Source organism: Mycobacterium sp. NGS18 (genome assembly GCF_059813185.1).
On record NZ_JCALEC010000005.1, the window covers coordinates 315294 to 340085 of the forward strand.

Genomic DNA, 24792 nt, shown 5'->3' on the forward strand with positions numbered 1-24792 from the left:
CTATCCATGAGCAAGAGCCCGTTACGCCGCCTGACCGATCAGCTCACGCTCGCGACCATGCGTCCCCCGGTCGCCGCACAACTGATGCACCGGCCCGGCGCCAAGCTGATCGACCTCGCCGGCAAGCGGGTGCTGGTGACCGGCGCGTCGTCGGGCATCGGCGAGGCCGGCGCCGAACAGTTCGGTAAAGCGGGGGCCACTGTGATCGCGGTGGCCCGGCGCCAAGAGAACCTGGAGGCGCTCGTCCAGCGGATCACCGACGCCGGCGGCACGGCCCACGCCATCGCATGCGACCTGTCGGACCTGGACGCCGTCGACGGCCTGGTCAAGGACGTCGACGAACGGTTCGGCGGAGTGGACATCCTGGTCAACAACGCCGGACGCTCCATCCGCCGTCCGCTGGCCGAATCCCTGGACCGCTGGCACGACGTCGAACGGACCATGCAGCTCAACTACTACTCGCCGCTGCGGCTGATCCGCGGGTTCGCCCCGGGGATGCGCGAGCGCGGCGACGGCCACATCATCAACGTCGCCACCTGGGGCGTCTTCACCGACTCCTCCCCACTGTTCGGGGTGTACAACGCCTCCAAGTCGGCGCTGAGCGCGGTGAGCAGGGTTATCGACAGCGAGTGGGCCCGCTACGGCGTGCAGTCCACCACGCTGTACTACCCGCTGGTGAAGACCCCGATGATCGCGCCCACCGCGGCATTCCAGGGCAAGCCCGGACTCACCGCTGAGGAGGCCGGCGCCTGGATGATCGACGCGGCCAGATATCGCCCGATCCGCATCGCGCCGCGGCTCGCGCTGGCGTTTCGCGCACTGGACAACCTCAACGCCGGTTGGGCCACCGCCATCGTCAAGCGGAACCGGATCGAGCCAGTCGAGGGCTGATGGAGATTCTGGCCAGCCGGGTGTTGCTCCGGCCCACCGACTACCAGCGCTCGCTGCGCTTCTACCGCGACGAGATCGGGCTGGCGATCGCCCGCGACTACGGCGCCGGGATGGTGTTCTACGCCGGGCAGTCGCTGATCGAACTGGCCGGCCACGGCAACCCCGAGCGCCCAGAAGCGCCGTTTCCGGGAGCACTGTGGCTGCAGGTCCGCGACGTCGCCGCCACCCAGTCCGAACTGGAGAGCCGCGGCGTCCCGATCGCCCGAACCGCCCGCCGCGAACCGTGGGGACTGCACGAGATGCATGTCACTGATCCCGACGGCACCACCCTGATCTTCGTGGAGGTTCCCGCCGATCACCCGCTGCGCCGAGACACCCGCCAGGACAAACGCGCGGAAGGTTAACAGCAGGCGAACACTTCGGAACGTCTCGAAGTACACCGGCATTTCGGGCGGGTGATCGTTAGACAACAGCACCGTCGGTCGCCAGAATTGGCGCTGTGATGCTCTCGTGAGCCTTGATCTGTTCCTTTTGATCATCGTGGTGGTCACGGCGCTCGCCTTCGACTTCACCAACGGCTTCCATGACACCGGCAATGCGATGGCGACGTCGATCGCCAGCGGTGCACTCAAGCCCAAGGCGGCGGTCACCATGTCGGCGTGCCTGAACCTGCTCGGCGCCTTTCTGTCGACCGCCGTCGCGGCGACGATCGCCAAGGGTCTGGTGGACGCCCACCTGGTGAGCTTGGAACTGGTCTTCGCCGGACTGGTCGGCGGCATCGTCTGGAACCTGTTGACCTGGCTGCTCGGCATTCCGTCCAGTTCCTCGCACGCGCTGATCGGCGGGATCGTGGGGGCGATGATCGCCGCCGTCGGCGGGCACGGCGTGATCTGGAGCGGCGTTGTCTCCAAGGTGCTGGTTCCGGCGGTGGTGGCCACCGTGATCGCCACCTTGATCGCCTCCGTCGGCACCTGGCTGGTCTACCGCATCACCCGCAACGTCGACGAGAAGCATTCCGAAAAGGTGTTCCAGCGCGGCCAGATCGGCTCGGCCGCGCTGGTGTCTCTGGCGCACGGCACCAACGACGCGCAGAAGACCATGGGCGTGATCTTCCTGGCGTTGATGTCCTACGGCGCGGTGAGTACGTCGGCGACGCTGCCACCGCTGTGGGTGATCGTCAGTTGCGCGCTCGCGATGGCGGCCGGCACCTACACCGGCGGCTGGCGCATCATCCGCACCCTGGGCAAGGGCCTGGTCGAGATCAAACCGCCTCAAGGCATGGCCGCCGAGTCGGCCGCCGCCGCGGTCATCTTGCTGTCCAGCCACTTCGGCTACTCGCTGTCCACCACCCAGGTGGCCACCGGGTCGGTGCTGGGCAGCGGTGTCGGCAAGCCGGGTGCCCAGGTGCGCTGGAGCGTCGCCGGCCGGATGGCGTCAGCCTGGCTGGTCACGCTGCCGATGGCCGGCGCGGTCGGCTCCGGCGCGTACGGGCTGGTCCACGGGATCGGGGGCTTCCCCGGAATCATCATCGGCGTAGCGCTGCTGATCACCGCCATCTTGGCGATCTGGCTGCGGTCGCGCCGGTCGCGCATCGACCACAACAACGTCAACGCCGAGTGGGACGGCAGCCTGACCGGCGGCCTCGCCGACCTGGACAGCCACGTGCCGGTACCGGCGCAGAGCCCGCTGGTCGAGCAGGCCCTCCGGACGGCGTTCGACGCCGCCCCCCAGGTGCCGCAGTTGACCGTCGTCACCGACGACGAACCCACGGCGCGCGAAGTCGTCCGGTCATGAGCGAGTGGTTCAACTACAGCGCGACCCTGAAAATCTTGGTGTTCGGCCTGCTGGTCGGCGGGGCACTACCGGCGCTGTTCGCGGTCGGGGTGCGGGTCAACGCCGTCGGCAGCAGTCACACCGCTGAGGGCACCGCGAGCGCAAAGCGGCCGGCGCTGATCGCACTCAGCTGGGCGATCTTCCTGCTGGTGCTGGCCGTGGTGGTCATCGGTGTGCTGTTCATCGCCCGCGACTTCCTGGGGCATCACTTCGGCTGGTACCTGCTCGGGGCCAAACCGGCATAGCCCAGGTCGTGCGGCTGGGACGAACGTCTTCGGACTCGATTCGACGTAATATCGGTCCGGACATGCCGGGTGTCAGCGCGGGGAAGTCGGGTATGAACAAATTTCTCACCTCGATCGTTGCCTGGCTGCGCGCCGGATATCCCGACGGTGTCCCGCAGACCGACTACATCCCGCTGTTGGCGCTGTTGTCGCGGCGGCTGACCAACGACGAGGTCAAGGCCGTCGCCGGAGAACTGATCGGCCGCGGCGAATTCGACCACGTCGACATCGGCGTGCTGATCGCCCGCCTCACCAACGAACTGCCCTCCCCCGAGGACATCGACCGGGTGCGAGAACGGTTGGCCGCCAAGGGATGGCTGCTCGACGACGCCCCCACCGGCGGAGCAACGCCATAGCCGGGTTGCGTGCACTGGTCGTCCCCTCCGACGGTGCGGTGTCGACGCTGCTGCCCGCGCTGCAGGCCGTCCTGGACGGCCGCGACGCCGCGCTGACGCCGGTTGCCCCCGAGAGCGATCCCTCGGTCCTGGCGGCACTGCGGGTGGGGGAACCGGTCGATGACGATGTCGCGCTGGTGGTGACGACGTCGGGAACCACCGGAACGCCCAAGGGGGCACTGCTGACCGGTGCGGCGCTGCTGGCCAGTGCGGCCGCCACCCAGGACCGGCTGGGCGGTCCGGGCCGCTGGCTGCTGGCGTTGCCGCCGCACCACATCGCCGGAATCCAGGTCATGGTGCGCAGCCTGCTGGCCGGCACCACCCCGGTACAGCTGGACGTGGCAACGGGTTTCGATATCGAGCAACTCCCGGCGGCCGTCGCGGCACTCGGGTCCGGGCGGCGCTATACCTCGCTGGTGGCCACTCAACTTGCCAAGGCGCTTCAGGCTCCCGCTGCAACGGCGGCGTTGGCCGAACTGGATGCGGTCCTGCTGGGCGGGGGGCCGGCGCCGCAACCGGTGCTGGACGCCGCCGCTGGTGCGGGCGTGCGCGTGGTGCGCACCTATGGCATGAGCGAGACCGCCGGCGGGTGCATCTACGACGGTGTGCCACTGCCGGGGGTTCGGGTGCGGATCGGCTCAGACGGGCGGATCGCGATCGGCGGCTCGACGCTGGCCCGCGGTTACCGCAATCGCGTCGACCCCGACCCGTTCGCCGAACCGGGCTGGTTCCACACTAATGACGTTGGGGCCCTTGATGAATCGGGACGTCTGCGCGTGCTGGGGCGGGCCGATGACGCGATCAGCACCGGGGGGTTGACCGTGCTACCCGGACCGGTGGAAGCGGTGTTGTCGACCCATCCGGCGGTGGCGGACTGCGCGGTGTTCGGGATCGCCGACGATCGGCTGGGCCAGCGGGTGGTGGCCGCGGTGGTGGTGGCCGGTGTCACGCCGCCGACCCTGGAGGAGTTGCGTGCTTACGTCGCGGCATCACTGGACGCCACGGCCGCCCCGCGCGAGTTGCACGTCGTGGTCGAGTTGCCGCGGTTGGGGATCGGAAAGCTGGACCGGAAAGCGTTGGAGCGTCAGTTTTCTCGCTGATGTGACTCCCGCGTGACGTCAGTCGCCGCCACTGGAACCACCACTGGAACCACCACTCGAACCGCCACTGGAGCCACTGCTCGAGCCACCGCTGGAACCGCCGCTGGAGCCACCGCTCGAGCCACCGCTGGAACCGCTGCTATCCGAACCCCCGGAGCTACTGCCGGAACCGCTGCTGCTCGACCCGCCCGAGTCACTGCCCGCCCCGCTACTGCCGGAACCGCCACCGCCGGAGCTACTTGAATCACTACCGGAGCTACCAGTGCTGGATCCGCTGCTCCCGGACCCGCCGGACTCACTACCCGACCCCGAGCTACCCGACCCGCTGGATGTACCACCGGACCCGCCGGAATGTCCACCCGTGTCGCTGTCGTCCGACCCGCCTGGGTTACTGCCCGACCCGCCCGGGCTATTACCGGAGCTGCCGGTGCTCCCCTCATCATCACCGGAGCCGGTACTGCCGGAATGGCTTCCGCCCGAACCACTGCTCCCGGAACCGCTGCTACCCGAATCGCTGCCGCCTGAACCACTGCCGCCCGCACCACTGCCGCCCGAATCGCTGCCACCGGAATGGCTTTCATCCGTACCTGTGCCACCCGAGCCGCTACCGCTGGATCCGCTACCACCCGAGCTGCTACCACCAGAACCACTGCCACCGGAGCCGGCGTCGCCACCGGAGCTGTTATCTCCGCCGGGATGGCTACTGCCGGTATGACCGCCACTGGACCCGGCGTCTCCCCCGCCATCGCTGCCGCCCCAGCCGCCCAGGCCACCGCCACCGCCACCGCTGCCGCCGGAGCCACCCAGCCCCCCACCGCCGCCGCCGATGGGTCCGGTGATGATCGGGATCGGAATCGGGAACGGGATCACCGCCGGCGCCGAGGGTGCGACAGGCGGCAGCACCGGGGCAACGACCGGCGGTGGCGAAACCGCAGCCGGGGGCGTCGGAACCACCGGCGCCACAACGGGGTTCGGAATCGGAACTTGAGGAGCAGGCACCGACACCGGTTTCGGAGCCGGCAGCGCGGGCATGAAGTTGCCCGGCACCGGTTGGGGCTGCAGCGGTTCCGCCAGCACCGGTGGCTGCACCTGGGTGGCCGCGGCGGTCGGGCGGATACCGATCGTGACCGCCACCGCCAGGGCGGCGCACCCGGCCACGAGGATCCCACCGACCGTGCTGCCCACCAGAAGTGCGCGACCCACCGGTGGCGGCGCGACGTCGAACTCGTCGACTGAGGTTGTCTCGGCGTCGTCGTCGTAGTCGTAGTCGCCTTCGGCGTACTCCACCGGCAGCAACTCGGAGTCGTCGTCGGTGAGGGAGTACGCCAGCTGCTGTTCGGGCTCTGCGCTGTCCACCGGCGCTACCGCGGCGGTGGCCGCTGCATCCGCGGCGTCGAGGTCGGGCAGCGCGGCCGCCGCCATGGTCGGCTCAGCGACCGCCGCCGGTGCGGCCATCGTCGCCTCCCCGCCGGGGGCCGGCAGCATGGACGTCTCGCCGTCCTCGCCCGAAACGTTGCGCGCCAACGCCACTGCCGAACGCGCATGGGTCTGCTCGGAGACGTTCTCGACTCCGGCTTGGTCGAGGGCCCGGCGAAGATCGGCCAGCAATTCCGGGTCCGGCCAGCACAGCCGCGTGGCGGCCAGCCGATGGCCTTCGTCGGCCAACATCCGGTGCGTTCCGGTCACCGTCTCGGCCAGCGTTCCGACCGGATCCTGGGTCAGATCGAGCATCGACTCGTCAAGCACGGCGTCGCCGTAGGCATCCGATTCCACCAGCGCCAGGCGGGCCAGCGCGCCGGTGACCGAGACGCCCAGCGCGACATCCATCTGCGCGACTCCTTCCGCCCGACACTTCGATCAGCCAGTTTAGCCGCGCGAACCGACAGCGCAGCGGCGCCGATCTTCGCTGATCAGCGGTGCCCGGCCGGCGCGCGGTTATGGTGAGCAGGTGATCGCCGAGTCGACCAGGCGCTGGAACATCGGCCGTGACGTGACCGCCGTGGTGCTGCTCTGCGTCGCGCCGGCGTTGCCCTGGAGCCTGTACTTCGGGGCCGGAATCCCCGGCAGCGACACCAGGTTGCTGGCGGTGCTGGCCGCCGCAACGGTGCTCGCGCTGGGGTCGGTCGCCGTGACCTATGTCGGCCCCTGGGCGCTGCTCGGCGCGCACCCCAACCCGGCTTTGGCCGGACAGCTGCGCCGGTTGCTCAGTGCGCCGTACCTGTTGCTGGTACTGGGTGTCGTGATCGCCGACGTGGTGCAGACCATCCGATACGGCGGCAGCGCGAAGCCGCCCGGCGGTGTGGGTCCCGGCGCGTGGCTGGGGGTCACCGGCGCATTGCTCGCCGGGCAACCGGTGCTGGCCGGGCCGGTCCGATTCTGGAGACGCGGGGCCCGTGTTCTGGGCTCCGCCGCGATCGCCGGCGCCGCCTTGAGTGTGCTGTTCAACCTGTACTGGCGGGTGCGCTACGCCCTGCCCGGCTCGCACTCGGCGGGCGACTTCGGTACGCAGCACGTCGGAATCATCGTGACCGCTCTGGTGTACGGGCTGGTGGCGTGGATCGCAGTGCTTACCGCATCGCGCTGGATTCTGCGGCGCGACAAGGCATCCCAGCTCGGTGTGGTGATGCTCGGCGGCGCCACCCTGCTTGCCGGCGTCCTGGTGTGGGCGCTGCCCGTGGGCCGGATCATCGACGGCTTTCACGGTATCGCGCAGAACACCTCCACCGCCGGCGTCGGGTTCGAGGGCTATCTGGTGTGGGTGGCCGCGGCGGCGATCTTCGCGGTGGCCGCGGTGCGCGACGTATCGGCGACAACCTGGCTGGGCGCGACCCGGAATACGTTGCTGCTCATCATCGTCTGGTGCCTGGGGTCGGCGTTGATGCGCGTCAACGACCTCGCGGTCGCGGCCGCTCTGGATCTGCCGCGTTCGCCCTACGACAGCGCGGCGATGGCATCTTTCGACGTGGTGACCGCGGTGGTGGCGATCTGGCTGCGGATCAACCTGGGCAATCGGTCGCTTCCGGCGGCCGCGCTGTGGTCGGTGGCCGCGGTCCTGTTCGGGTTCACGATCGCCCGCCTCGTGGTGGGCATCGGGCTGGCGCCGCGGCTGGCGGACTGGCAACGGGCCGAGGCCTTGGCGAACCCCGTCTACGGGAACGGGCTCGCCCAGCAGATCACCAGCACCTTCGACGTGGTGCTGTGCGTGCTGGCGCTGTGCGCCCTGGGCGTCGCGATTATCGCCGGCCGCCTGGCCCTGCCCGCCGACGACCGCCCCAAACCCGGTGGTCGCGGCGCACCGCACATCTTCCGGTCGGAGAACTCGACGGCGCCCTCAGCCGCCGGCGGTCCGAAGATCTACCGGGGAGCCGACGATCCGGTCGGCGCCGGCACGTCAGCACCAGGGCGTTTATCGAACACCGAGCCCGGGTAGCCGTCACTGCGCTTTAGCTCCTGCATGTGCAGGGCACCGGGGGATCAGCCCCGGTCGGGCGGACGATACGAATGAGGGTCCACGATGTACGTCACTGCATTGATCGCGATGAAGGCCCGTCCCCTCGCCCGGTATCTGGGCGCCGTGCTGGTGATCAGCGGCGCCGCACTGGTGGCCCCGGGTGTCGCGCCGGTCTCAGCGGAGCCGTGTCCGGACGTGGAAGTGGTGTTCGCCCGCGGCACCGGCGAACCACCCGGCGTCGGGGGCTTCGGCCAAGCCTTCGTCGACGCGCTACGCGGCCGGGTCGGTGAACGATCGCTGGAGGTGTATCCGGTCAACTACGCCGCCAGCAGCGACTTCGGCGGCGGCGTCGACTTCGCCCGCACCGTCGTCGACGGGATCCGGGATGCCGCCACCCACATCGAGGGCACCGCCGCGAGCTGCCCCAAGACCCGGATCGTGCTCGGTGGTTTCTCGCAGGGCGCGGCGCTGGCCGGCTACACCACCTCGGCCGAGATCCCCAAGGAAGTGCCCGCCGACTACCGCTCCTACATCCCGCAGCCGATGCCGGCGTCGGTGGCCAACCACGTCGCCGCGGTGGTCTTGTTCGGCACGCCATCGGCGGAGTTCTTGGCACCCAACGGTGCACCGCCGATCCGGATCGGCCCGCTGTATCAGCCCAAGACCTTGCAGCTGTGCGCCGACGGCGACACCATCTGCAACGGCGCAACGGCCGGCGGGCCACCGTTCGCGCACGCGACGTACGGCGCCAACGGGATGACGGAGCAGGGCGCCGAGTTCGCGGCCGCGCACCTCTGAGCGCGCTAAGGCAGCTCGAACGGCAATTCGACGCCCTCGTGCGCCAGACAGTGCGTGCAGCTGCGCTCGTCGTCGAGCCGCTCGATACCTTGGTGCACCAGCTTTTTGAACGGTTCGATGTTCTTCTGGAATTCAGCGAACACGTCGACGGTCTTCACGCCACTGCCGACATCGACACCGGCGTCCAGGTCGGTCACCAACGCTAGTGCGGCGTAACACATTTCCAGCTCGCGAGCCAGCACCGCCTCGGGATAACCGGTCATGTTGATCAGGCGGAAACCCGCGGCGGCAAACCACTGGCTTTCGGCGCGGGTGGAGAACCGCGGCCCCTGGATCACCACCATGGTGGCGCCGTCGACGACGTCGGGCAGGCCGACCATCGCCCTCCGCAGCGTCGGGCAGTACGGGTCGGCGAATTCGACGTGCACGCCGCCGTCGTCGAAGTAGGTGTCGGCACGGCCCCAGGTACGGTCCACCAGTTGATCGGGCACCACCACCGAGCCGGGTGGCAGCTCGGGTGTCAAACTGCCGACCGCGCACGGGGCCAGGATGCGCCGTACCCCCAGCGCCCGCAGGGCCCACAGGTTCGCCCGGTAGGGCACGGTGTGCGCGGAGTACTCGTGTCGTTCGCCGTGGCGCGGCAGGAACGCGACCTCGTGGCCGCCGACGGTGCCGACGGTGATCTCCGCACTGGGCGTGCCGTAGGGGGTGTCGCAGGGCACGCGGCGCGCGTCGTCCCCGAAGAACGAATAGAAGCCGCTACCGCCGATCACGCCCAGCAACTCGTGCTCCTCCCGCGTGCAAAGATCGTGCCCATGTCGCAAAAGGCCAGCTTTGCACAGTGGATCGAAGGTGCGCGTCCCCGGACCCTGCCCAACGCGATCGCCCCGGTGATCGCCGGAACCGGCGCGGCGGCCTGGCTGGGTGCTGCGGTGTGGTGGAAGGCGCTGCTGGCGCTGACCGTCGCGGTCGCATTGATCATCGGGGTGAACTTCGCCAACGACTACTCCGATGGCATCCGCGGCACCGACGACGACCGGACCGGCCCGTTGCGGCTGGTGGGCTCACGGCTGGCCGCCCCGCGCGCGGTGCTGGCCGCGGCGATCACCGCGCTGTCGGTGGGGGCGCTGGCCGGTTTGGCGCTGGCCCTGGTCAGCTCCCCCTGGCTGCTGGCGGTGGGCGCGGCCTGTATCGCCGGGGCGTGGCTGTACACCGGCGGGTCGCGCCCGTACGGCTACGCCGGCCTCGGCGAGGTGGCGGTGTTCGTGTTCTTCGGCCTGGTCGCGGTGCTGGGCACCCAGTACACCCAGGCGCTGCGGGTGGACTGGGTCGGGGCGGCGCTGGCCGTCGGTGTCGGGTCGCTGTCCTCGGCGGTGCTGGTGGCCAACAATCTGCGCGACATCGCCACCGACAAGCCGGCCGGCAAGATCACCCTGGCGGTGCGGCTCGGCGACGCCCGTACCCGGGTGCTGTTTCAGCTGCTGCTGGCGCTGGCCGCGGTTCTGACGCTGGCGCTGATGCGGGCCACCCCGTGGTGCGCGGCCGGGTTCATCGCCACCCCGCTGGCACTGCGGGCGATGGCACCGGTGCGCTCGGGTCAGGGCGGCGTGGCGTTGATTCCGGTGCTGCGCGACACCGGGCTGGCGATGCTGGTGTGGGCGATCGCGGAGGCGGTGGCGCTGGGGCTGGCGTGACTTGGCCAGATCCCACGGGCCCCAGGAGCCCCAGCTCCGGAGGATGCACATCTTCTCGAATTGGATATCGCGGGCGCTATCAACGCTGAGTGAACCGCTCGGTGATAGCGCAAACGCAATCGTTTTGAGAAACATCCCATCCCCGCGCTCACGGTGCGCAAGTGACCGGCGTGACGCATGACGAAAAAAGGGGCAGCGTGGGCGGGCGGCTCCGGCCGGGCGGCTCAGTCACTCCCCGCGCAGCCGGGCCTGCAACTGCTCGCGGTCGAGCCGGCGCTGCTCGCCGGCCTCGGCCAGGCTGGCGGTGGCCCGCCGGCGCAGCGGAGTGAAGATCCAGATGCCCAACGGCAGCGCGATGATCAACGCCAAGAGCACCGCGACCACCGGCGGGAAGTCGCTGAGCCCGATCAGCCGCCCCAGCCCGTAGATCACCACGCTCAGCACCGCTACCAGCGCCAGGCGCGCCGCCGTGTACACCATCACATCGACTACCGCACGGCCCATCCGGCCTCGACCCGCTGTCACGCTCACCAAGCCTACTGTCGGGTCCCAGGGACTCCGGCGGCGCTAACGGTATATTCGGCGCCAGGAGGTGTCGCGAGTGCTCTACCTGCTCCTCGTCCTGACCCTAGGGACACTGATCTACCTCGGTCTGCGCGCCAGCCGCGCGCGGCCGAAGACGCGCGTCATCGGGCCGGACGACGACCCGGACTTCTTGTGGCAGCTCAGCCACGGCGACAACCAGCCGTAAGACGACAGACGCCCCGGCTCTAGACGAAGTGCTGGTTGAACCGGTCGTCGCCCGGGAAGGCTTCGGCGACGATGGCCGCCAGCTCGACGAGCGCCTCTTTGGTCTCCCGCTTCAGACGCATCAGATCGATCTCGGCGCCCTCCTCCAGGTGCGGGTCGAACGGCACCAGTCGCACCGCGCGGCACCGCCGGGAGAAGTGGTCGACCACCTTCTGCATGTCGACCTTGCCGCCGCGGGGCCGCACCGCGTTGATGACCGCGATCGAATTGCGCACCAGCTCCTCGTGGCCGTGCGCGTCCAGCCAGTCCAGCGTCGCCGAGGCGCTGCGGGCGCCGTCGACCGAACCGGAGCTCACCACGATCATGGTGTCGGCCTTGGCCAGCACCGCCGACATGGCCGAGTGCATCAGGCCGGTGCCGCAGTCGGTCAGGACCAGGCTGTAGAACCGCTCCAGCACCTGCAGCGTGCGGGCGTAGTCCTCGGCGCTGAACGCCTCCGACACCGCCGGGTCGCTCTCCGAGGCCAGCACCTCAAGCCGGCTGGGCCCCTGGTTGGTGTAGCTGCGGACGTCGCTGTAGCGCTGAATGCCGTCGGCGTCGCGCAGCAGGTGACGCACCGTCGCCGGGGTCTCCATCGGCACCTTCTGGCTCAGCGTGCCCCGGTCGGGGTTGGCGTCCACGGCCACCACCCGGTCGCCGCGGATGGACGCGAAGGTGGCCCCCAGCGTCGCGGTGATGGTGGTCTTGCCGACGCCGCCCTTCAGGGACAGCACCGCGATCCGGTGACAGCCCTGCAGCGGCCGGTTGACCTGCACCACCAGGTCGTTGTAGCGGGCGGTGCGCGGGCTCTCCCCGACGTTGATCAGCTGGCCGGAGGCCACGTAGAGCAGCCGGCGCCAGCCGGACGTGGGCGGCGGCTTGACCTGCCGCAGCAGTGACGTGGTGGACAGGTCTGAGAAGGGTGCGATGGGTTCTGCGGGGCGATACGGGGCGCTGCCGCCGCTCGGGGCGTTACCCGGACCGCCGTAGTAGACCGGCGCCGGGTTCTCCATCGGCTGCGGCACCCAGGTCGCCGGGCCGGGGTTCCACTGCTGCTGGTGGGCCTGGGTCTCGGCGGGCGCCGGCCACGGGTCCAGCGGTTCGGAGAACCGGCGTTCGGTGCGGAACCCGCCGAAAGACCGGGTCTCCGACCCTTCAGCGCCCTGTGTGCCCTCCGCCTGCCGGCTGAACTCCCCGGTGTCCGGGTTGCCCGCAGCAGCGTCGTCGGCCCCGGCGACCTGCTGATACGGCCGGAACTGGGTGGTCGGATGATCGGTCACGTCGTGGCCCTGGGTGGCATCACCCGGTGCATGGTCAGACACTGATATCTCCCCCATCACGGTGGTTGGGTCGAGTCGGTGGACGTCTGTAAGCGCAGGGTAGCGCAGGCGCTTTAAGCGTATCTGTCAGCAGCGTTAGCCGACTCCGGCATAGGAGTGCAGGCCCACGGTCACCAGATTGACGAAAAACAGGTTGAAGATCATCGCCACGAACCCCGCGACGTTGATCCAGGCCGCCTTGTAGTCGCGCCACCCGGCCGTCGACCTGGCATGTAGGTAGGCGGCGTAGATGACCCAGGCGACGAACGACACCGTCTCCTTGGGGTCCCAGCCCCAGTAGCGGCCCCACGCACCTTCGGCCCAGATTGCGCCGAAGATCACTCCGAAGCCGAACACCGGGAAGGCGAAAATCGTCGTCCGGTAGGCGATGCGGTCCAGGGTTTGCGCGTCCGGCAACCGGCGGGCCATCCGGGCCAGCGCGCCCGGGGTCTCGGGGTCGCTCAGCCGCGAGCACCGCACCAAAAACAGGATGCTGGCCACACCTGCCACCAGGAACACCCCCGAGCCGATGCTGACCACCGAGACATGGATCGGCAGCCAGTAGGACTGCAGCGCCGGCATCACCGGGGCGGCGGTGGCATAAAGCCAGCGCTCCGAGACCGTCAGCAGGATCAGCACCGGCAGCAGCACGAACACCCACAGGCTGCGGTGTTGCGGACGGCGCAGCGCGACAGCGGCGGCGACCAGCCCGGAGAAGCAGGTCAGATTGATGAACTCGTACATGTTGCCCCACGGCGGGCGCAGGGTGGCCGCGCCGCGGAACACGATGCAGGCCAGCAGCATGGCGATGCCCAGGTAGACCAGGGCCAGCCCGGCGCGGCCCACCCGCTCCCCGAACGGCCGCCGCGCCGCGGGCGCCACCACCCCGGGAGTGGCGCTGTCGGCGGTCACATTCCCGGCGGCCACCAGCTCGGCCTCGGCGGGGGTGCGGGCGCGGCTGTAGGCCAGTTCGACGGCCAGCAGCAGCAGTGCGATGACCAGGACGATCAGCGCCGAGGTGAAGGCCCAGTCGGAGTAGCGGGCCAGCCCGACGTCGATGTGGGTGGTGTTCATCTAGCTCTCCTTGCCGAACAGCCGCGTGCTCAATCGCTCGAATTCGTCACCCCAGCCGGAGTTGTCGGTTCGGGCCAGCCCGCCCAGCTCGACGTTCACCGTACCGGCCTGTCCCGCCGGGGAGATCCGGATCCAGATCCGGCGCCGGCGCACCGCCAGCGACACCACCAGCCCGGCCATCATCGTCATCGCGAACACCAGCACCCACACCGCGGCCGGGTCATGGGAGACCTGGATGTTGATGAACGGCACGGCGCCGTCGAAGCGCACGCGGGTGCCGTCGTCGAGGCGGATCTCCTCGCCGGGCTTGAGGTTGGACCGGGCCACCTTGGTCATCCGGCCCTGATGGATCAGCCGGGAATCCAGCGTGAACAGCCCCTGCGGGCGGCCGGTGTCCAGGCCGGTGTCACCGCGGTAGACATCGACCGCCACCGCCGGGTCGCGCAGTGCCGGGAACGCCGACGACAGCAGCCCGTCGTCGAGCTCCGCGGTAGGGGCGAACAGGCCCTGGATCCCGATCTGGTGCTTGCGGCGTTCGCGGGCGTCGGGATAAGTGCCAGCCGGCGGGTCGATGCGCACTGCACCCGACGACAACAGGGTCAGCGGGTCGTCGGGGCGGAACTGCACGGTCTGGGTGCGGGTCTGCCCGTCCGGGAAGATCACCGTGAAGGTGGGGGCGTAGCCGTGCCCCTGCAGGTAGGCCCGGACGCCGCCCACCCGCAGCGGATGGTTGACCTCCAGCAGGTACGGGCGCCACCGGTCGGCGCGCAGGTCCTCGCCGACCTGGTAGTCGATGTGCGCGGTGAACGAGGTGGCCAGCCCGGAGACCAGATAGTTGGCCTCGAAGTCGTTGACCCGGATGCACATCGGGTGCAGCCGGGTGCCGTCGACGGTGGTGCCGGCGCGGAACGAGTCGAACGCGGCCGGGGATGCCGAGCAGAACCCGGGCCCGCCGTCGGCGATGACCATCACGTTGCCCTCGTAGCCGAACAGCCGGCCGACCGCGACGGAGGCCAGCAGGCCCAGCAGCGCGAAATGGAAGACCAGGTTGCCGAATTCGCGCAGATAGCCCTTCTCTGCGGAGATTTCGACGGTGCCGTCCTGCGTGCGGCTGATCCGCCGCCAGCCGCGCAGCCGCCCGGCCAGCTGGGCGCCGAGCTCGTCGGCATCGCCGGCCAGTTGCGTCTCGGCGTGTTTGGGCAGCCGGGCCAGATTGCGCGGCGCGGCGACCGGGCTGGCGCGCAGATTGCGCAGGTGCTCGAGGGTCCGCGGGGTCAGGCAGCCGATCAGCGAGATGCACAGCAGCACGTAGATGGCGGTGAACCAGAAACTGGAGAAGACGTCGAACGCCTCCAGCCGGTTCAGCCACGGCCCGAGCACCGGGTGCAGCGCCAGGTACTCGTCGACCTTGGCGGCGTTGAGGTTGCGTTGCGGCAGCAGTGCCCCGGGGATCGCCGCCAGCGCGAGCAGGAACAGCAGCACCAGCGCGGTGCCCATCGACGTCAACGCCCGCCAGGTGTTGCGGCCCCGGGCAGCCACCCCGCCGAGCAGACGCGAAAGCCCCCCAGAGCGGCCCGTTTTGGGGGCTTTCACGTCTGCTCGCGGTTTGGAAGTGACCATCAGATCGGCAGCCTGACGTCGGAGACCAGCCCGTCGCGCACCGCGGCCACGAAGTGGCTCCACACGCCCGTGATCAACGCCAATCCGACCGCGATCAGCAGCACCCCGCCGGCGATCTGAATGGCCCGGGTGTGCCGGCGCAGCCAGCCCAACCCGGCTACCGCACTGGCCGAACCGAACGCCAGCGCCACGAACGGAATGCCCAGTCCCAGGCAGTAGGCGATCACCAGCACCACCCCGCGGGCCACGCCGGCGCCGTCGGTGGCCGAGGCGACCGCGATCACCCCGGTCAGCGTCGGCCCCAGGCACGGGGTCCAGCCCAGCGCGAACACCGCGCCCAGCAGTGGCGCCCCCAGCACCGTCGACAGTTGTTGCGGGGTGAATCGCAGTGAGCGCTGCAGCGCCGGGACGAAGCCGATGAACACCAGTCCCATCAGAATCGTCACCGCGCCGCCGACCCGCTCCAGCAGCACCTGATTGCGGATCAAGGTGGTGGTCATGCCCAGCACGGCGACCGAGCCGAGCAGGAACACCGCGGTGAATCCGGCCACGAACAGGGCCGCCGACCCCGCCACCCGCCACCTCGCCGACGGCGGCGGCCGGAGTGCGCCCTCCGGTCGTTCATCGATGCCGACCACCGCCGCCAGATACGACAGGTAGCCCGGCACCAGCGGCACCACGCACGGCGAGGCGAACGACACCAGCCCGGCCAGCGCCGACACCGCGACGGCCAGCAGCAGCGGGCCGGTGGTGGCGGTGGCGGTGAGGCTGCTCACTGCGGCGCCTCGGCAGTCAGCCGCTGGATCACCGGCTGCAGGTCTTCGGCGAGCACCTCACGCAGGAACACCGCGGCCACCCGGTGCTGCCGGTCGAGCACCATGGTCGCCGGGATGACCGACGACGGATACCGGCCGCCGAAGGCGATCATGGTGCGCATCGCCGGGTCATAGATCGACGGGTAGGTCACCCCGCGATCTTTGATGAAGTCACGGGACGCCTGCGGCTCGGGGTCCCGGACGTCGATGCCCAGAAACGCCACCCCGTCGGCGCGGGTGTCTTCGTAAACCTGTTGCAGCTGGCTGATTTCGGTGCGGCACGGCCCGCACCACTGCCCCCAGACGTTGATGACGACGACTTGTCCGCCGAAGTCGTCGACGCCGATGGTGCGCTGCGCGTCCATCAGGTCGGGCCCGGAGATCGGGCCGGGCCGGCCGCGCGCCTCCGGCGGGTCGTAGAAGATGTCGGTCTTGCCGCCGGGTGAGACGAACTCGAAGGTGCCGCCGTGGGTCACCGCGTCGTCGCCGACCGAGCAGCCCGAGAGCAGGGCGGCCGCCACCGCCCCGGCGATCAGCACCGCCCGCATCGTCAGCCGCCGGACGGAACGCGGTAGTCGACGTCGACCAGCCGATCACCGTCAAAGATCAGCGTGGTCACCGAACCCACGTCGCACTGCCGCCGGCGCGGGTCGTGCCAGAGCCTCTTGCCGCTCAGGTGCTGCCGCACCGTCCACACCGGCAACTGGTGGCTGACACACACCACCTCGTGGCCGGCCGCACGCGACCGCGCCTTGTCCACCGCGGTGGCCATCCGGGCGGCGATCTCGGCATAGGGTTCGCCCCAGGTCGGGGTGAGCGGATTGCGCAGGTGCCACCAGTACCGCGGGTTGCGCCACGCGCCGTCGCCGGGCGAAACCGGTTTGCCCTCAAAAATATTGGTCGACTCGATCAGGTCTTCGTCGGTGTCGACCGGCAGCCCGTGACGGGCGGCGATCGGCGCGGCGGTCTCCTGGGCGCGCTGCAGCGGCGAGGCGATCACCGCGACGATGTCGGCATCGGCCAGCAGGTCGGCGGCGGCAATGGCCTGGGCTCGGCCGGTCTCGGAGAGCCGGAAGCCCGGGATCCGGCCGTAGAGAATGCGGTCCGGGTTGTGGACCTCGCCGTGGCGGATCAGGTGTACGCGGGTCTGCATCAGGGTTTCGGCTCCGGGGTTGCGTCGCGGGCCGCTTCGGCTGCCCTGGGCAGCGCGGCCGCGATCCGTTCGAAGGCGTCATCGGACAGTGCCGCCGAGACGAACCAGGCCTCGAAGGCGCTGCACGGCAGGTAGACGCCGGCGTCCAGCAGGGCGTGGAAGAACGGCGGGAAGCGCCAGGTGTCACTTGCGCGTGCGGCAGCGAAGTCGCTGACCGGTTCCTCGGCGAAGAACACGCTGAACATGTTGCCGGCCCGCGGAATCTGGTGCGCCACACCGGCACCGGTCAACGCCTCGGTCAGCAGTGCGGTCAGACGGTCGGCGTTCTTGTCGAGCGCGGCATAAACCTCGGCGTCGGCGGCGCGCAACGTGGCCAGCCCGGCGGCGACCGCCACCGGGTTCCCCGACAGGGTGCCGGCCTGATACACCGGCCCCAGCGGCGCCAGCCGATCCATCACCTCGGCCCGGCCACCGAAGGCCGCGGCGGGCAACCCACCGCTGATCACCTTGCCGAAGGTGAACAGGTCGGCCTCGACGGGATCGACGCCGTACCAACCGCTTTCGGTGACCCGGAAGCCGGTCATCACCTCATCGATGATCAACAACGCCCCCTGCTCGGCGGTGATCTCCCGTAGTGCGGCATTGAAGCCGGGCCCCGGCGGCACCACGCCCATGTTGCCGGGGCTGGCCTCGGTGATGACGGCGGCGATCTGGTCACCGAATTCCGCGAACGCCGCGCGGACGGCGTCGATGTCGTTGTAGGGCAACACGATCGTGTCGGCGGCGGTGGCGCCGGTGACCCCGGGCGAAGACGGCAGCGCCAGGGTCGCAACCCCGGAGCCGGCGTCGGCGAGCAGCGCGTCGACGTGACCGTGGTAGCAGCCGGAGAACTTGACCACCTTGGCCCGGCCGGTGAAGCCGCGGGCCAGCCGCAGCGCACTCATGGTGGCCTCGGTGCCGGAGTTGACCAACCGGACCTTCGCCACCGCGGGCACCCGGCGAATGATCTCAGCCGCCAGCTCGGTCTCGGTGCGCGTCGGCGCCCCGAACGACAGGCCGGCACCTGCGGCGGCGCGAACCGCCTCGACCACCGCCGGGTGGGCGTGGCCCAGGATCATCGGGCCCCAGGAGCAGACCAGGTCCGCATACCGGTGGCCGTCGGCGTCGGTGAGCCAGCAGCCCTGGGCCTCGGTGATGAACGGCGGAGTGCCGCCGACCGAGGCGAACGCGCGGGCGGGCGAGTTGACCCCGCCGGGAATCACCGCGCAGGCCTCGGCGAACAGCCGCTCCGATGCCGCAAGGAGACGATCCACGACGACCAGTGTCCCAGCTCGCGCGGGGCGACCAACTACAGGGTGTAGTTACCTCCACCGATGCGTGCGCGCCCTCCGTCACCCTCGCCGCGCCGGGCGGCGCACCATACCCGGGGGACGTCTAGTGCGCCGCGAGTTTCTTGCTGCCGTAGACCCGCTCCATCAGCGCCGTATCGGTATGCACGTCCACGCGCACGGTCTTGCCATTGCGGACGGTGAACACGTCGGCGTCTCGGCCGAGTTCATCACCAACCGCCACGTCGGTGAGAGCGACGACGATCTCGCCATCGACGAGGAAGCGACGAGGCGTGGCGGTGATCGACTTCTCCATGAACCGCGCCAGCAATTGACCTACTTCGGCTTTGCCGTGGTAGGTGCCGCTAACGGCGCTGTTGCCGGGTTGTACCCACTCGATGTCGTCGTCGAACATGTTCATCGCCTCTTCGATGTCGCCGGCGGCAAAGGCTTGGTAGCCGTTCTGGATAACGGCGAGGCTGTTCTGCTCTCTCTCCCCTGACATCTCGAAACTCCTTCCGTGGGGGTTTTCCGGGTCGTTGGACGGGTGTCGGCGGCAGTCACAGGTGGTTCATCTCACGTGCCATCCGTGCCACCTCGAAATACGTGGGTTCGAGATGCGGAAAGGCGGGCCGTGGCTCCGGCACCCGAAGGTGGATGTGGCCGACTGCCGCTGCCATCGTCGTGCCGACCCGGTGGTGGCGGCGAGCTGCGGGCACGGCATCCGTCGCTGTGTTCCCCGGCGCAACGTCTGGTTGGATAACCGCAACTCTCGGCAGCAAGCTGGTCATGGCAGATCCTCCGTTCGTTGGTGGCCAACACCTGGGACGTCGTAACAAGTCGGCAATATCCGAGGCGTTTACTTTGGCTGCATAGAAGCCAACTTCGGTCATCGCGGGCCGGAAGACATCGTGGTAGCGACCGCAATGTTTTGCCAGCGGAACTGGGGATCACTATGGCGCTGCTGGAACGAGAGCGCGAACTGGAACTGGTGCGCGGATATCTGGCCGAAGTCCGCAGCGGCAGCGGATGCGTGGTCGTCGTGGAAGGGGTCGCCGGAATCGGCAAAACGGCCCTGCTGACCGCGGTTCGCGACCTGGCCGGGGACAACCGATTTGCAACGCTGGGCGCATTGAGCGGTGAACTCGAGCAGGAGTTGCCGTTCTCGGTAGTTCGGCAACTTTTCGAGCGGACGGTGCTGTCCTCAACGCTGACCGGCGCGGCACGGCTGGCGGCGCCGGTGTTCGGTGCGGCGGCTGTCGCTGACGCGGCGACCGTCGGCGCCATCGTGCACGGCCTGTACTGGGTGTGCGCCGACCTCGCAGCTGAAGGCCCGTTGCTGCTCACGATTGACGACGTGCACTGGGCGGACCCGGCATCGCTACGATTCATCTCCTACCTGGCCCGGCGCATCACCGATCTTCCGGTCATGCTCGTCCTGGCGGGACGGCCCGCCACGCCAGGCAGCGGCCTGGACCTCGCGCTGACCGGGCTCACACCGCAGCGACTCGCTTTGCAGCCGTTGAGCGAAACGGCCGTCGGCTCGCTGGTGCGCGAAATCCTCGACGACAACCCAGACGATGCGTTCTGCCGGGCATGTGCGACGGCCAGCGGCGGCAATCCCTTCTTGCTGACCGAGGGCCTGCGAACCCTGCGCGCGGCCGGGGTACGTCCGGTTGCCGCCGAGGCCGCACGCGTCGCCGACCTGCGACCGCACCCGGTGGCACGGGCGGTGTTGACAAGGCTGGCCCATCTCGGGCCGGAGCCGACACGGCTGGCTCGCGCGCTGACGATCCTCGGACCCGTCGACGACCTGCACATCGCTTCGGTCCTAGCGGACCTGACGCCCAAACAGGCGGTGGCGGCCACTGAGGCACTCGCCGGCGAGGACATCATCACCCGCACCCGGCCGATCTCCATCCAGCACCCGCTGGTGCGCGCGGTGATCTATTCCGACAGCACCGATTTGCGCCGAAGTATCGATCACAAACGCGCCGCGGCACTGCTGGCAGGTACAGGCGTCTCAGCTGAAGTCCTCGTGCCGCATCTGCTGATGACCGCGCCGGACGCCGATCCACAGATCGTCAAACAACTGCGCGCGGCGGCCGCGAGTGCCCTCGGCCGCGGCGCGCCAAAGATCGCCGCGGCCTGCCTGCAACGAGCGTTGGCCGAACCACCGGATGCAGATGACCGACTCGCCGTCATGGTCGAATGCGCGCAAGCACTGGAAATGGGCAACAAATCCGCCGAGGCGGCCGGCATGCTGAGCGCGGCGGCCAACCTGGTGGACGACGCGGATCTACGAGCAGAACTGCTCCTGCAGCAGGCCTTGATGCTGTTTCGGATGGGCCGAGCCGCCGAACTGGCCGAATGCTGCAACGAATCGCGTCGCATACTCGGCGACCGGGAAGCTGAATTTCTCCAGCGCCCGGAACGCCTCGGGTTGGTCGTCGCCGGGCTGGCCGCAATGGAGTCACCAATCGAGTGGATCGACAGGCTCGAACGTATCCCGAAGCCCGATGATGCCGCGCATGGCGCGGGGAGGCTGATCGACGCCTCGCTCGCCTTCTGCTTCGCCGCATCGGGAACCCGATCGGCAGACCAAACCATCGCCATCGCACGCCGAGCCGCGGCGGGTGAGCTGCCAGCCCGCCCCGACACCTGGATTCTGGTCAATTTCGCGAGCGCCGGGATGTCGATCGCCGACCACCACGCCGACGCACTGGAACTTCTCGACCGCGCCATCGGCATCACCCAGCAGCACGGGGACATCGGCGGGTACCGGTACCTGTCCACCCTGCGTTCGCATTCGGCGTTCTATGCCGGCCGGTTGCAGGATGCTGAAGAGGCCGGACGGGCCGCGCTCGACCTACACGATCTGTCCACGGTGCCCGAAATACAATTGGCATCGGCCGTTCTCATCGATGCACTTGTCGCACGTGGAAAGTTGACCGAGGCGCAGGCCATCTTGTCCGAGCGCGGTATGGAGCGACCCGCCGCGATGGAGATGGTCATCGAGCACTTCGTCGTCATGGCGCGGGCCAGGCTGCGGTGGCGGCAGAACCGGCTCCCGGAGGCTCTCGCCGACTTCCAAAGCTGCGGAACGACACTCTCGGAGCACGGGTTCACCAACCCGGGATTCGCGCACTGGCGCGCCGAAGCCACGCAGGTCCTTTTTGCTTTGGGCAAGGTGTCCGAGGCGCGTGAACTCGCGGCCGAGAATCTCGAACTCGCGCGTCGGTTCCAAGCCCCCGGGGCCGTCGGCATCGGACTGCGGGTCCTGGGACTGGTCGGGGACCGAGACAGCCTCGACAGGCTCGGCGAATCGGTGGAGATCTTGCGGTCCGCCGGCAACGTGCTGGAACTGGCCCGCTCGCTCACCGCTTACGGCGCTGCGCTGCGTCGCGCCGGGAGCCGTTCCGCTTCGCTACCGGTGCTTCGCGAAGGGCTCGATCTGGCGGACCGAAGCGGCGCCAGGTCACTGGCCGTCGAGGTCCGCGGGGAACTGGTTGCCGCCGGGGCACGGCCACGCCGCACCGCGCTCACCGGCCCGGCCGCACTCACCGCATGTGAACTGCGAGTTGCCCGGCTCGCCGCTGCCAACGAGACCAATCGCGAGATCGCACAACGACTCTTCCTGAGCCTGCGTACCGTCGAGGTCCACCTCACCCATACCTATCGCAAGCTCGGTGTAGAGTCGCGCGACCAGCTCGCCGCGGCACTTGCAAACGCCGGGACGGCAGCCCGCGACATCTGAAACTCGAGTCGAATCCCTGCCGATCGGCGACGGGAGCCACCGCCGCGCCTCCAGAAACAAACTCGGGGTAGTTTCGGGCGGCCCGAACCGGTTGGATAGCACTCATGCAACTACCGCAACGGCTGGCCCGGTTCAACCGACACGTGACCAACCCGATCCAGCGGATGTGGGCCGGCTGGGCGCCGTCCTTCGGAATCCTCGAACACGTCGGCAGACGTTCCGGCAAGCCCTACCGGACCCCGTTGACCGTGTTCAGCACCGACGACGGGGTGGCCATCCTGCTCACCTACGGCCCGGACCGGGACTGGCTGAAGAACATCACCGCCGCAGGTGGCGCCAAGATGCGCCGCCACGGCAAGACGTTCGCGGTGAGCGAGCCGCGTGTGGTCACCAAGGCTGAGGCGATGCCGCACGTGCGCGGCCGGGCACAGGCGGTCTTCGCCCGGCTGCCGTTCGAGCAGGCGGTGCTGCTCACCCGGGCGGGCTGAGTGGTGCAGTTCTCCGAGCGCCGCGCCCGGTTCAACCGGGTGGTGACCAACCCGCTGTTCCGCACCGATCTCCGGCTGGGTCCCGATGTGGTCGATCGTCGAGCACACCGGCCGGCGTTCCGGAAAGCCCTACCGCACTCCGGTCTCGATGTTCCACACCCCCGACGGCATCGCGGTGCTGCTGCCCTACGGAACCGGCCGGGATTGGGTGAAGAACCTGCAGGCCGCCGGGGGCGGACGCGCCACGATGAGCAGCAAGACGTTCGCCGTCACCAACCCGCGGGTGGTGCCGACCGCCGAGGCGGTCGGGCTGCTGAAGCCGCCCTGGCGCCAGCTGCTCGGGCGCGCCGGAGTGGCGCACACCCTGCTGCTCGACCGCGGCTAACCGGTTTCGGAACCGGGGGCGCCGGGCTGCCCCGGAGTCCCGGCCGGATCTCCGGCCCCACCGGCACCGGCAGCGCCGGCCTTGCCGGCCTCGACGCCGTTGCCGCCGTCACCGCCGTCGCCACCAGGCCCGCCCGGACCGAGCGACCCACCGGGCGCCGCCGCACCACCGGCACCACCGGTGCCACCGGCACCCCCGGCGACCGCCGCGGCGCCGTCCCCGGCGTCGCCCCCGTTTCCGCCGACACCGCCGGCGCCGCCGTCGGGATGACCGACCGTGCCGACACCGCCGGCACCCCCGGTGCCGCCCTTGCCGCCGCCGCCGCTCTCACCGCTGCCCGGGTGACCGACCATGCCCTGACCACCATTGCCGCCGTCGCCGCCGTTGCCGGCGGTGCCGGCCCACGATCCCGCCGCGCCGCCGTTGCCCCCGGCGCCGGCCACCCGGCCGTGGCTGGGGACTCCGCCGTAGCCGCCTGAGCCGCCGTCACCGCCACGACCACCATTGCCACCGTTGCCGTCGGACCCGGCCAGCGCGTCGCCGCCGTTACCGCCCGGGGCGCTGAAGCCGCCGGGCCCGGCGTTGCCCATGAACACCAGGTCGCCGGCGTTACCGGCCGCTCCGCCATCCCCGCCGTTACCGCCGCTCGGGTGGTCGGCGGCGCCGGCCCCGCCGTTGCCGCCGTACCCGCCGGAGCCGCCCGGACCGCCGAAGCCGGCCACCCCGTTTCCGCCGTCCCCGGCGTTGCCGCCGTGGCCGCCGTCGCCACCGCCGTTGCCCCAGCCGCCGTCGCCGCCGTCGCCACCACGCCCACCGGCACCGAACAGCGAGATGGCGTCGCCGCCGAGCCCGCCGTCGCCGCCGTTGCCCGCGGTGCCGGAAATGCTGTCCAGTCCGTCGCCGCCCCAGCCGCCTTCGCCGCCGTTGCCCAGCAGCCAACCCCCGGTCCCGCCGTCACCGCCGTCGGCTCCGGAACCGCCGTCACCGCCCCACCCGCCGTTGCCGACCATGAAGGCGTTACCGCCGTGGCCGCCGACCACACCCGCGGCGATGTTCTCGTCGCTGCCCGCGCCGTAGCCGTTGCCGCCGTCGCCGAACAACCAGCCCCCGTCACCGCCGTCGGGGTGGTCCACGGTGCCGTCGACACCGTGGCAGATCAGGCCGCAGGCCCCGTCGAATGCGAAGAGCGGGTTGATGATCGGATCGATCAGGGCGCCCGGGCCCATGATCCACAGATTGCCCAGATCGTGGATGGTGGCGTAAAGCTGGTTCTGGATCAGCCCGGCGAAGACGACCTCGACCACCGACGTCCAGGTGTAGAGATCGGTGCCCACCTGGGACAGATCCAGGGTGTCCGCCGCCCCCGGACCCGGGTCGGCCGCAGCGAAGGCGTCCATCAGCCCATCGAGGGAGAACAACTCATCGAAGTCGGCGCGCGCCGGCGCGGCGGTCAGTGGGCTGAGCCCGAGCGCCAGGAACGTGCCTACCGACGTGGCCGCGCCGACGGCACGAGAGGGGCGAGGGTTCTGGTTCACAGCGCGACGACCGGGCATCCACCGAACTTATCCAGCCGGGTACGGATTCCACAACTACGGATATTCGAAGCGGCATTTTTGGG

25 protein-coding genes and 1 pseudogene are annotated in these 24792 nt (G+C 69.8%); 13 read left to right on the top strand and 13 right to left on the bottom strand.

Annotated elements, in window-relative coordinates; genetic code table 11:
* The first annotated feature begins 6 nt into the window (after positions 1–6).
* The 6 genes from AC5Y31_RS12770 to menE all read left to right on the top strand — a co-directional run bounded on the left by AC5Y31_RS12770 (position 7) and on the right by menE (position 4503).
* Positions 7–891: an SDR family oxidoreductase gene (locus AC5Y31_RS12770; protein WP_301631666.1), complete on the top strand. Its 885-nt coding sequence runs from the start codon at positions 7–9 to the stop codon at positions 889–891.
* Positions 891–1295: a VOC family protein gene (locus AC5Y31_RS12775; protein WP_499980736.1), complete on the top strand. Its 405-nt coding sequence runs from the start codon at positions 891–893 to the stop codon at positions 1293–1295. The genes AC5Y31_RS12770 and AC5Y31_RS12775 overlap by 1 nt, the downstream gene beginning before the upstream one ends.
* 106 nt (positions 1296–1401) lie before the next feature.
* Positions 1402–2685 carry an inorganic phosphate transporter gene (locus AC5Y31_RS12780; RefSeq protein WP_065024909.1) on the top strand — a complete coding sequence of 428 codons (1284 nt, stop codon included), beginning with the start codon at positions 1402–1404 and terminating at the stop codon, positions 2683–2685.
* Positions 2682–2969, top strand: a complete 288-nt coding sequence (locus AC5Y31_RS12785; protein ID WP_065024908.1) for a hypothetical protein — start codon at positions 2682–2684, stop codon at positions 2967–2969. The genes AC5Y31_RS12780 and AC5Y31_RS12785 overlap by 4 nt, the downstream gene beginning before the upstream one ends.
* 92 nt (positions 2970–3061) lie before the next feature.
* The gene (locus AC5Y31_RS12790; protein WP_065024927.1) at positions 3062–3364 is read left to right on the top strand and encodes a DUF3349 domain-containing protein; all 303 of its coding nucleotides are present in this window, start codon (positions 3062–3064) and stop codon (positions 3362–3364) included.
* A complete protein-coding gene (gene menE, locus AC5Y31_RS12795) occupies positions 3322–4503 on the top strand; it encodes an o-succinylbenzoate--CoA ligase (protein WP_499980738.1) in 1182 nt (393 codons plus the stop codon). Before AC5Y31_RS12790 ends, menE begins: the two co-directional genes overlap by 43 nt.
* A gap of 18 nt (positions 4504–4521) precedes the next feature.
* Here the strand turns inward: menE and AC5Y31_RS12800 are convergent, their stop codons facing one another.
* Positions 4522–6330 (bottom strand): DUF7159 family protein, encoded by a 1809-nt coding sequence (locus AC5Y31_RS12800; protein ID WP_499980740.1) that lies wholly within the window; start codon positions 6328–6330, stop codon positions 4522–4524.
* Positions 6331–6451: 121 nt separating this feature from the next.
* Between AC5Y31_RS12800 and AC5Y31_RS12805 the strand changes: the two genes are divergently transcribed.
* Positions 6452–7933 (top strand): DUF7937 domain-containing protein, encoded by a 1482-nt coding sequence (locus AC5Y31_RS12805; protein WP_082966590.1) that lies wholly within the window; start codon positions 6452–6454, stop codon positions 7931–7933.
* Between the two features lie 84 nt (positions 7934–8017).
* Entirely contained in the window at positions 8018–8752 is a 735-nt protein-coding gene (locus tag AC5Y31_RS12810) for a cutinase family protein (RefSeq protein ID WP_499980742.1), read from the top strand.
* A 5-nt stretch (positions 8753–8757) separates the two neighbouring features.
* Here AC5Y31_RS12810 and AC5Y31_RS12815 read toward each other — a convergent pair whose 3' ends face one another.
* Entirely contained in the window at positions 8758–9534 is a 777-nt protein-coding gene (locus tag AC5Y31_RS12815; protein WP_065026037.1) for an S-methyl-5'-thioadenosine phosphorylase, read from the bottom strand.
* A gap of 33 nt (positions 9535–9567) precedes the next feature.
* On the opposite strand from AC5Y31_RS12815, the gene AC5Y31_RS12820 reads away from it, so the two are divergent.
* Positions 9568–10446: a 1,4-dihydroxy-2-naphthoate polyprenyltransferase gene (locus AC5Y31_RS12820; protein WP_065026036.1), complete on the top strand. Its 879-nt coding sequence runs from the start codon at positions 9568–9570 to the stop codon at positions 10444–10446.
* Positions 10447–10674: 228 nt separating this feature from the next.
* On the opposite strand, the gene AC5Y31_RS12825 is transcribed toward AC5Y31_RS12820, so the two are convergent.
* Positions 10675–10950 carry a DUF4229 domain-containing protein gene (locus AC5Y31_RS12825; protein ID WP_301636031.1) on the bottom strand — a complete coding sequence of 92 codons (276 nt, stop codon included), beginning with the start codon at positions 10948–10950 and terminating at the stop codon, positions 10675–10677.
* 97 nt (positions 10951–11047) lie between these two features.
* Here AC5Y31_RS12825 and AC5Y31_RS12830 point away from each other — a divergent pair, with 97 nt between their 5' ends.
* Positions 11048–11197, top strand: a complete 150-nt coding sequence (locus AC5Y31_RS12830; protein WP_109470852.1) for a hypothetical protein — start codon at positions 11048–11050, stop codon at positions 11195–11197.
* 19 nt (positions 11198–11216) lie between these two features.
* Here the strand turns inward: AC5Y31_RS12830 and AC5Y31_RS12835 are convergent, their stop codons facing one another.
* The 9 genes from AC5Y31_RS12835 to AC5Y31_RS12875 all read right to left on the bottom strand — a co-directional run bounded on the left by AC5Y31_RS12835 (position 11217) and on the right by AC5Y31_RS12875 (position 19335).
* A complete protein-coding gene (locus AC5Y31_RS12835; RefSeq protein ID WP_499980798.1) occupies positions 11217–12563 on the bottom strand; it encodes a MinD/ParA family ATP-binding protein in 1347 nt (448 codons plus the stop codon).
* Positions 12564–12650: 87 nt separating this feature from the next.
* Positions 12651–13628, bottom strand: a complete 978-nt coding sequence (gene ccsB / locus AC5Y31_RS12840; RefSeq protein WP_499980744.1) for a c-type cytochrome biogenesis protein CcsB — start codon at positions 13626–13628, stop codon at positions 12651–12653.
* On the bottom strand, positions 13629–15125 hold the full coding sequence (locus tag AC5Y31_RS12845) for a cytochrome c biogenesis protein ResB (protein WP_499980800.1): 1497 nt from the start codon (positions 15123–15125) through the stop codon (positions 13629–13631).
* 122 nt (positions 15126–15247) lie between these two features.
* Entirely contained in the window at positions 15248–16024 is a 777-nt protein-coding gene (locus tag AC5Y31_RS12850) for a cytochrome c biogenesis CcdA family protein (protein ID WP_499980746.1), read from the bottom strand.
* Complete coding sequence (locus tag AC5Y31_RS12855) at positions 16021–16611, bottom strand: TlpA disulfide reductase family protein (RefSeq protein ID WP_499980747.1); 591 nt, start codon at positions 16609–16611, stop codon at positions 16021–16023. Before AC5Y31_RS12855 ends, AC5Y31_RS12850 begins: the two co-directional genes overlap by 4 nt.
* A gap of 2 nt (positions 16612–16613) precedes the next feature.
* A complete protein-coding gene (locus AC5Y31_RS12860; protein ID WP_499980749.1) occupies positions 16614–17216 on the bottom strand; it encodes a histidine phosphatase family protein in 603 nt (200 codons plus the stop codon).
* Positions 17216–18538: a glutamate-1-semialdehyde 2,1-aminomutase gene (gene hemL / locus AC5Y31_RS12865; RefSeq protein ID WP_499980801.1), complete on the bottom strand. Its 1323-nt coding sequence runs from the start codon at positions 18536–18538 to the stop codon at positions 17216–17218. Before hemL ends, AC5Y31_RS12860 begins: the two co-directional genes overlap by 1 nt.
* Before the next feature lie 112 nt (positions 18539–18650).
* A complete protein-coding gene (locus tag AC5Y31_RS12870; RefSeq protein ID WP_499980750.1) occupies positions 18651–19049 on the bottom strand; it encodes a nuclear transport factor 2 family protein in 399 nt (132 codons plus the stop codon).
* A gap of 55 nt (positions 19050–19104) precedes the next feature.
* Complete coding sequence (locus AC5Y31_RS12875; RefSeq protein WP_499980752.1) at positions 19105–19335, bottom strand: hypothetical protein; 231 nt, start codon at positions 19333–19335, stop codon at positions 19105–19107.
* Positions 19336–19355: 20 nt separating this feature from the next.
* Here AC5Y31_RS12875 and AC5Y31_RS12880 point away from each other — a divergent pair, with 20 nt between their 5' ends.
* The 3 genes and pseudogenes from AC5Y31_RS12880 to AC5Y31_RS12890 all read left to right on the top strand — a co-directional run bounded on the left by AC5Y31_RS12880 (position 19356) and on the right by AC5Y31_RS12890 (position 23174).
* Complete coding sequence (locus AC5Y31_RS12880) at positions 19356–22301, top strand: ATP-binding protein (RefSeq protein WP_499980803.1); 2946 nt, start codon at positions 19356–19358, stop codon at positions 22299–22301.
* A gap of 104 nt (positions 22302–22405) precedes the next feature.
* Complete coding sequence (locus AC5Y31_RS12885; protein ID WP_499980753.1) at positions 22406–22789, top strand: nitroreductase family deazaflavin-dependent oxidoreductase; 384 nt, start codon at positions 22406–22408, stop codon at positions 22787–22789.
* 3 nt (positions 22790–22792) lie between these two features.
* Positions 22793–23174 (top strand): annotated as a pseudogene (locus AC5Y31_RS12890) (nitroreductase family deazaflavin-dependent oxidoreductase).
* On the opposite strand, the gene AC5Y31_RS12895 reads toward AC5Y31_RS12890, so the two are convergent.
* Entirely contained in the window at positions 23171–24727 is a 1557-nt protein-coding gene (locus AC5Y31_RS12895) for a PGRS repeat-containing protein (RefSeq protein WP_499980755.1), read from the bottom strand. The pseudogene AC5Y31_RS12890 and the gene AC5Y31_RS12895 overlap by 4 nt on opposite strands.
* Between the last annotated feature and the right edge of the window lie 65 nt (positions 24728–24792).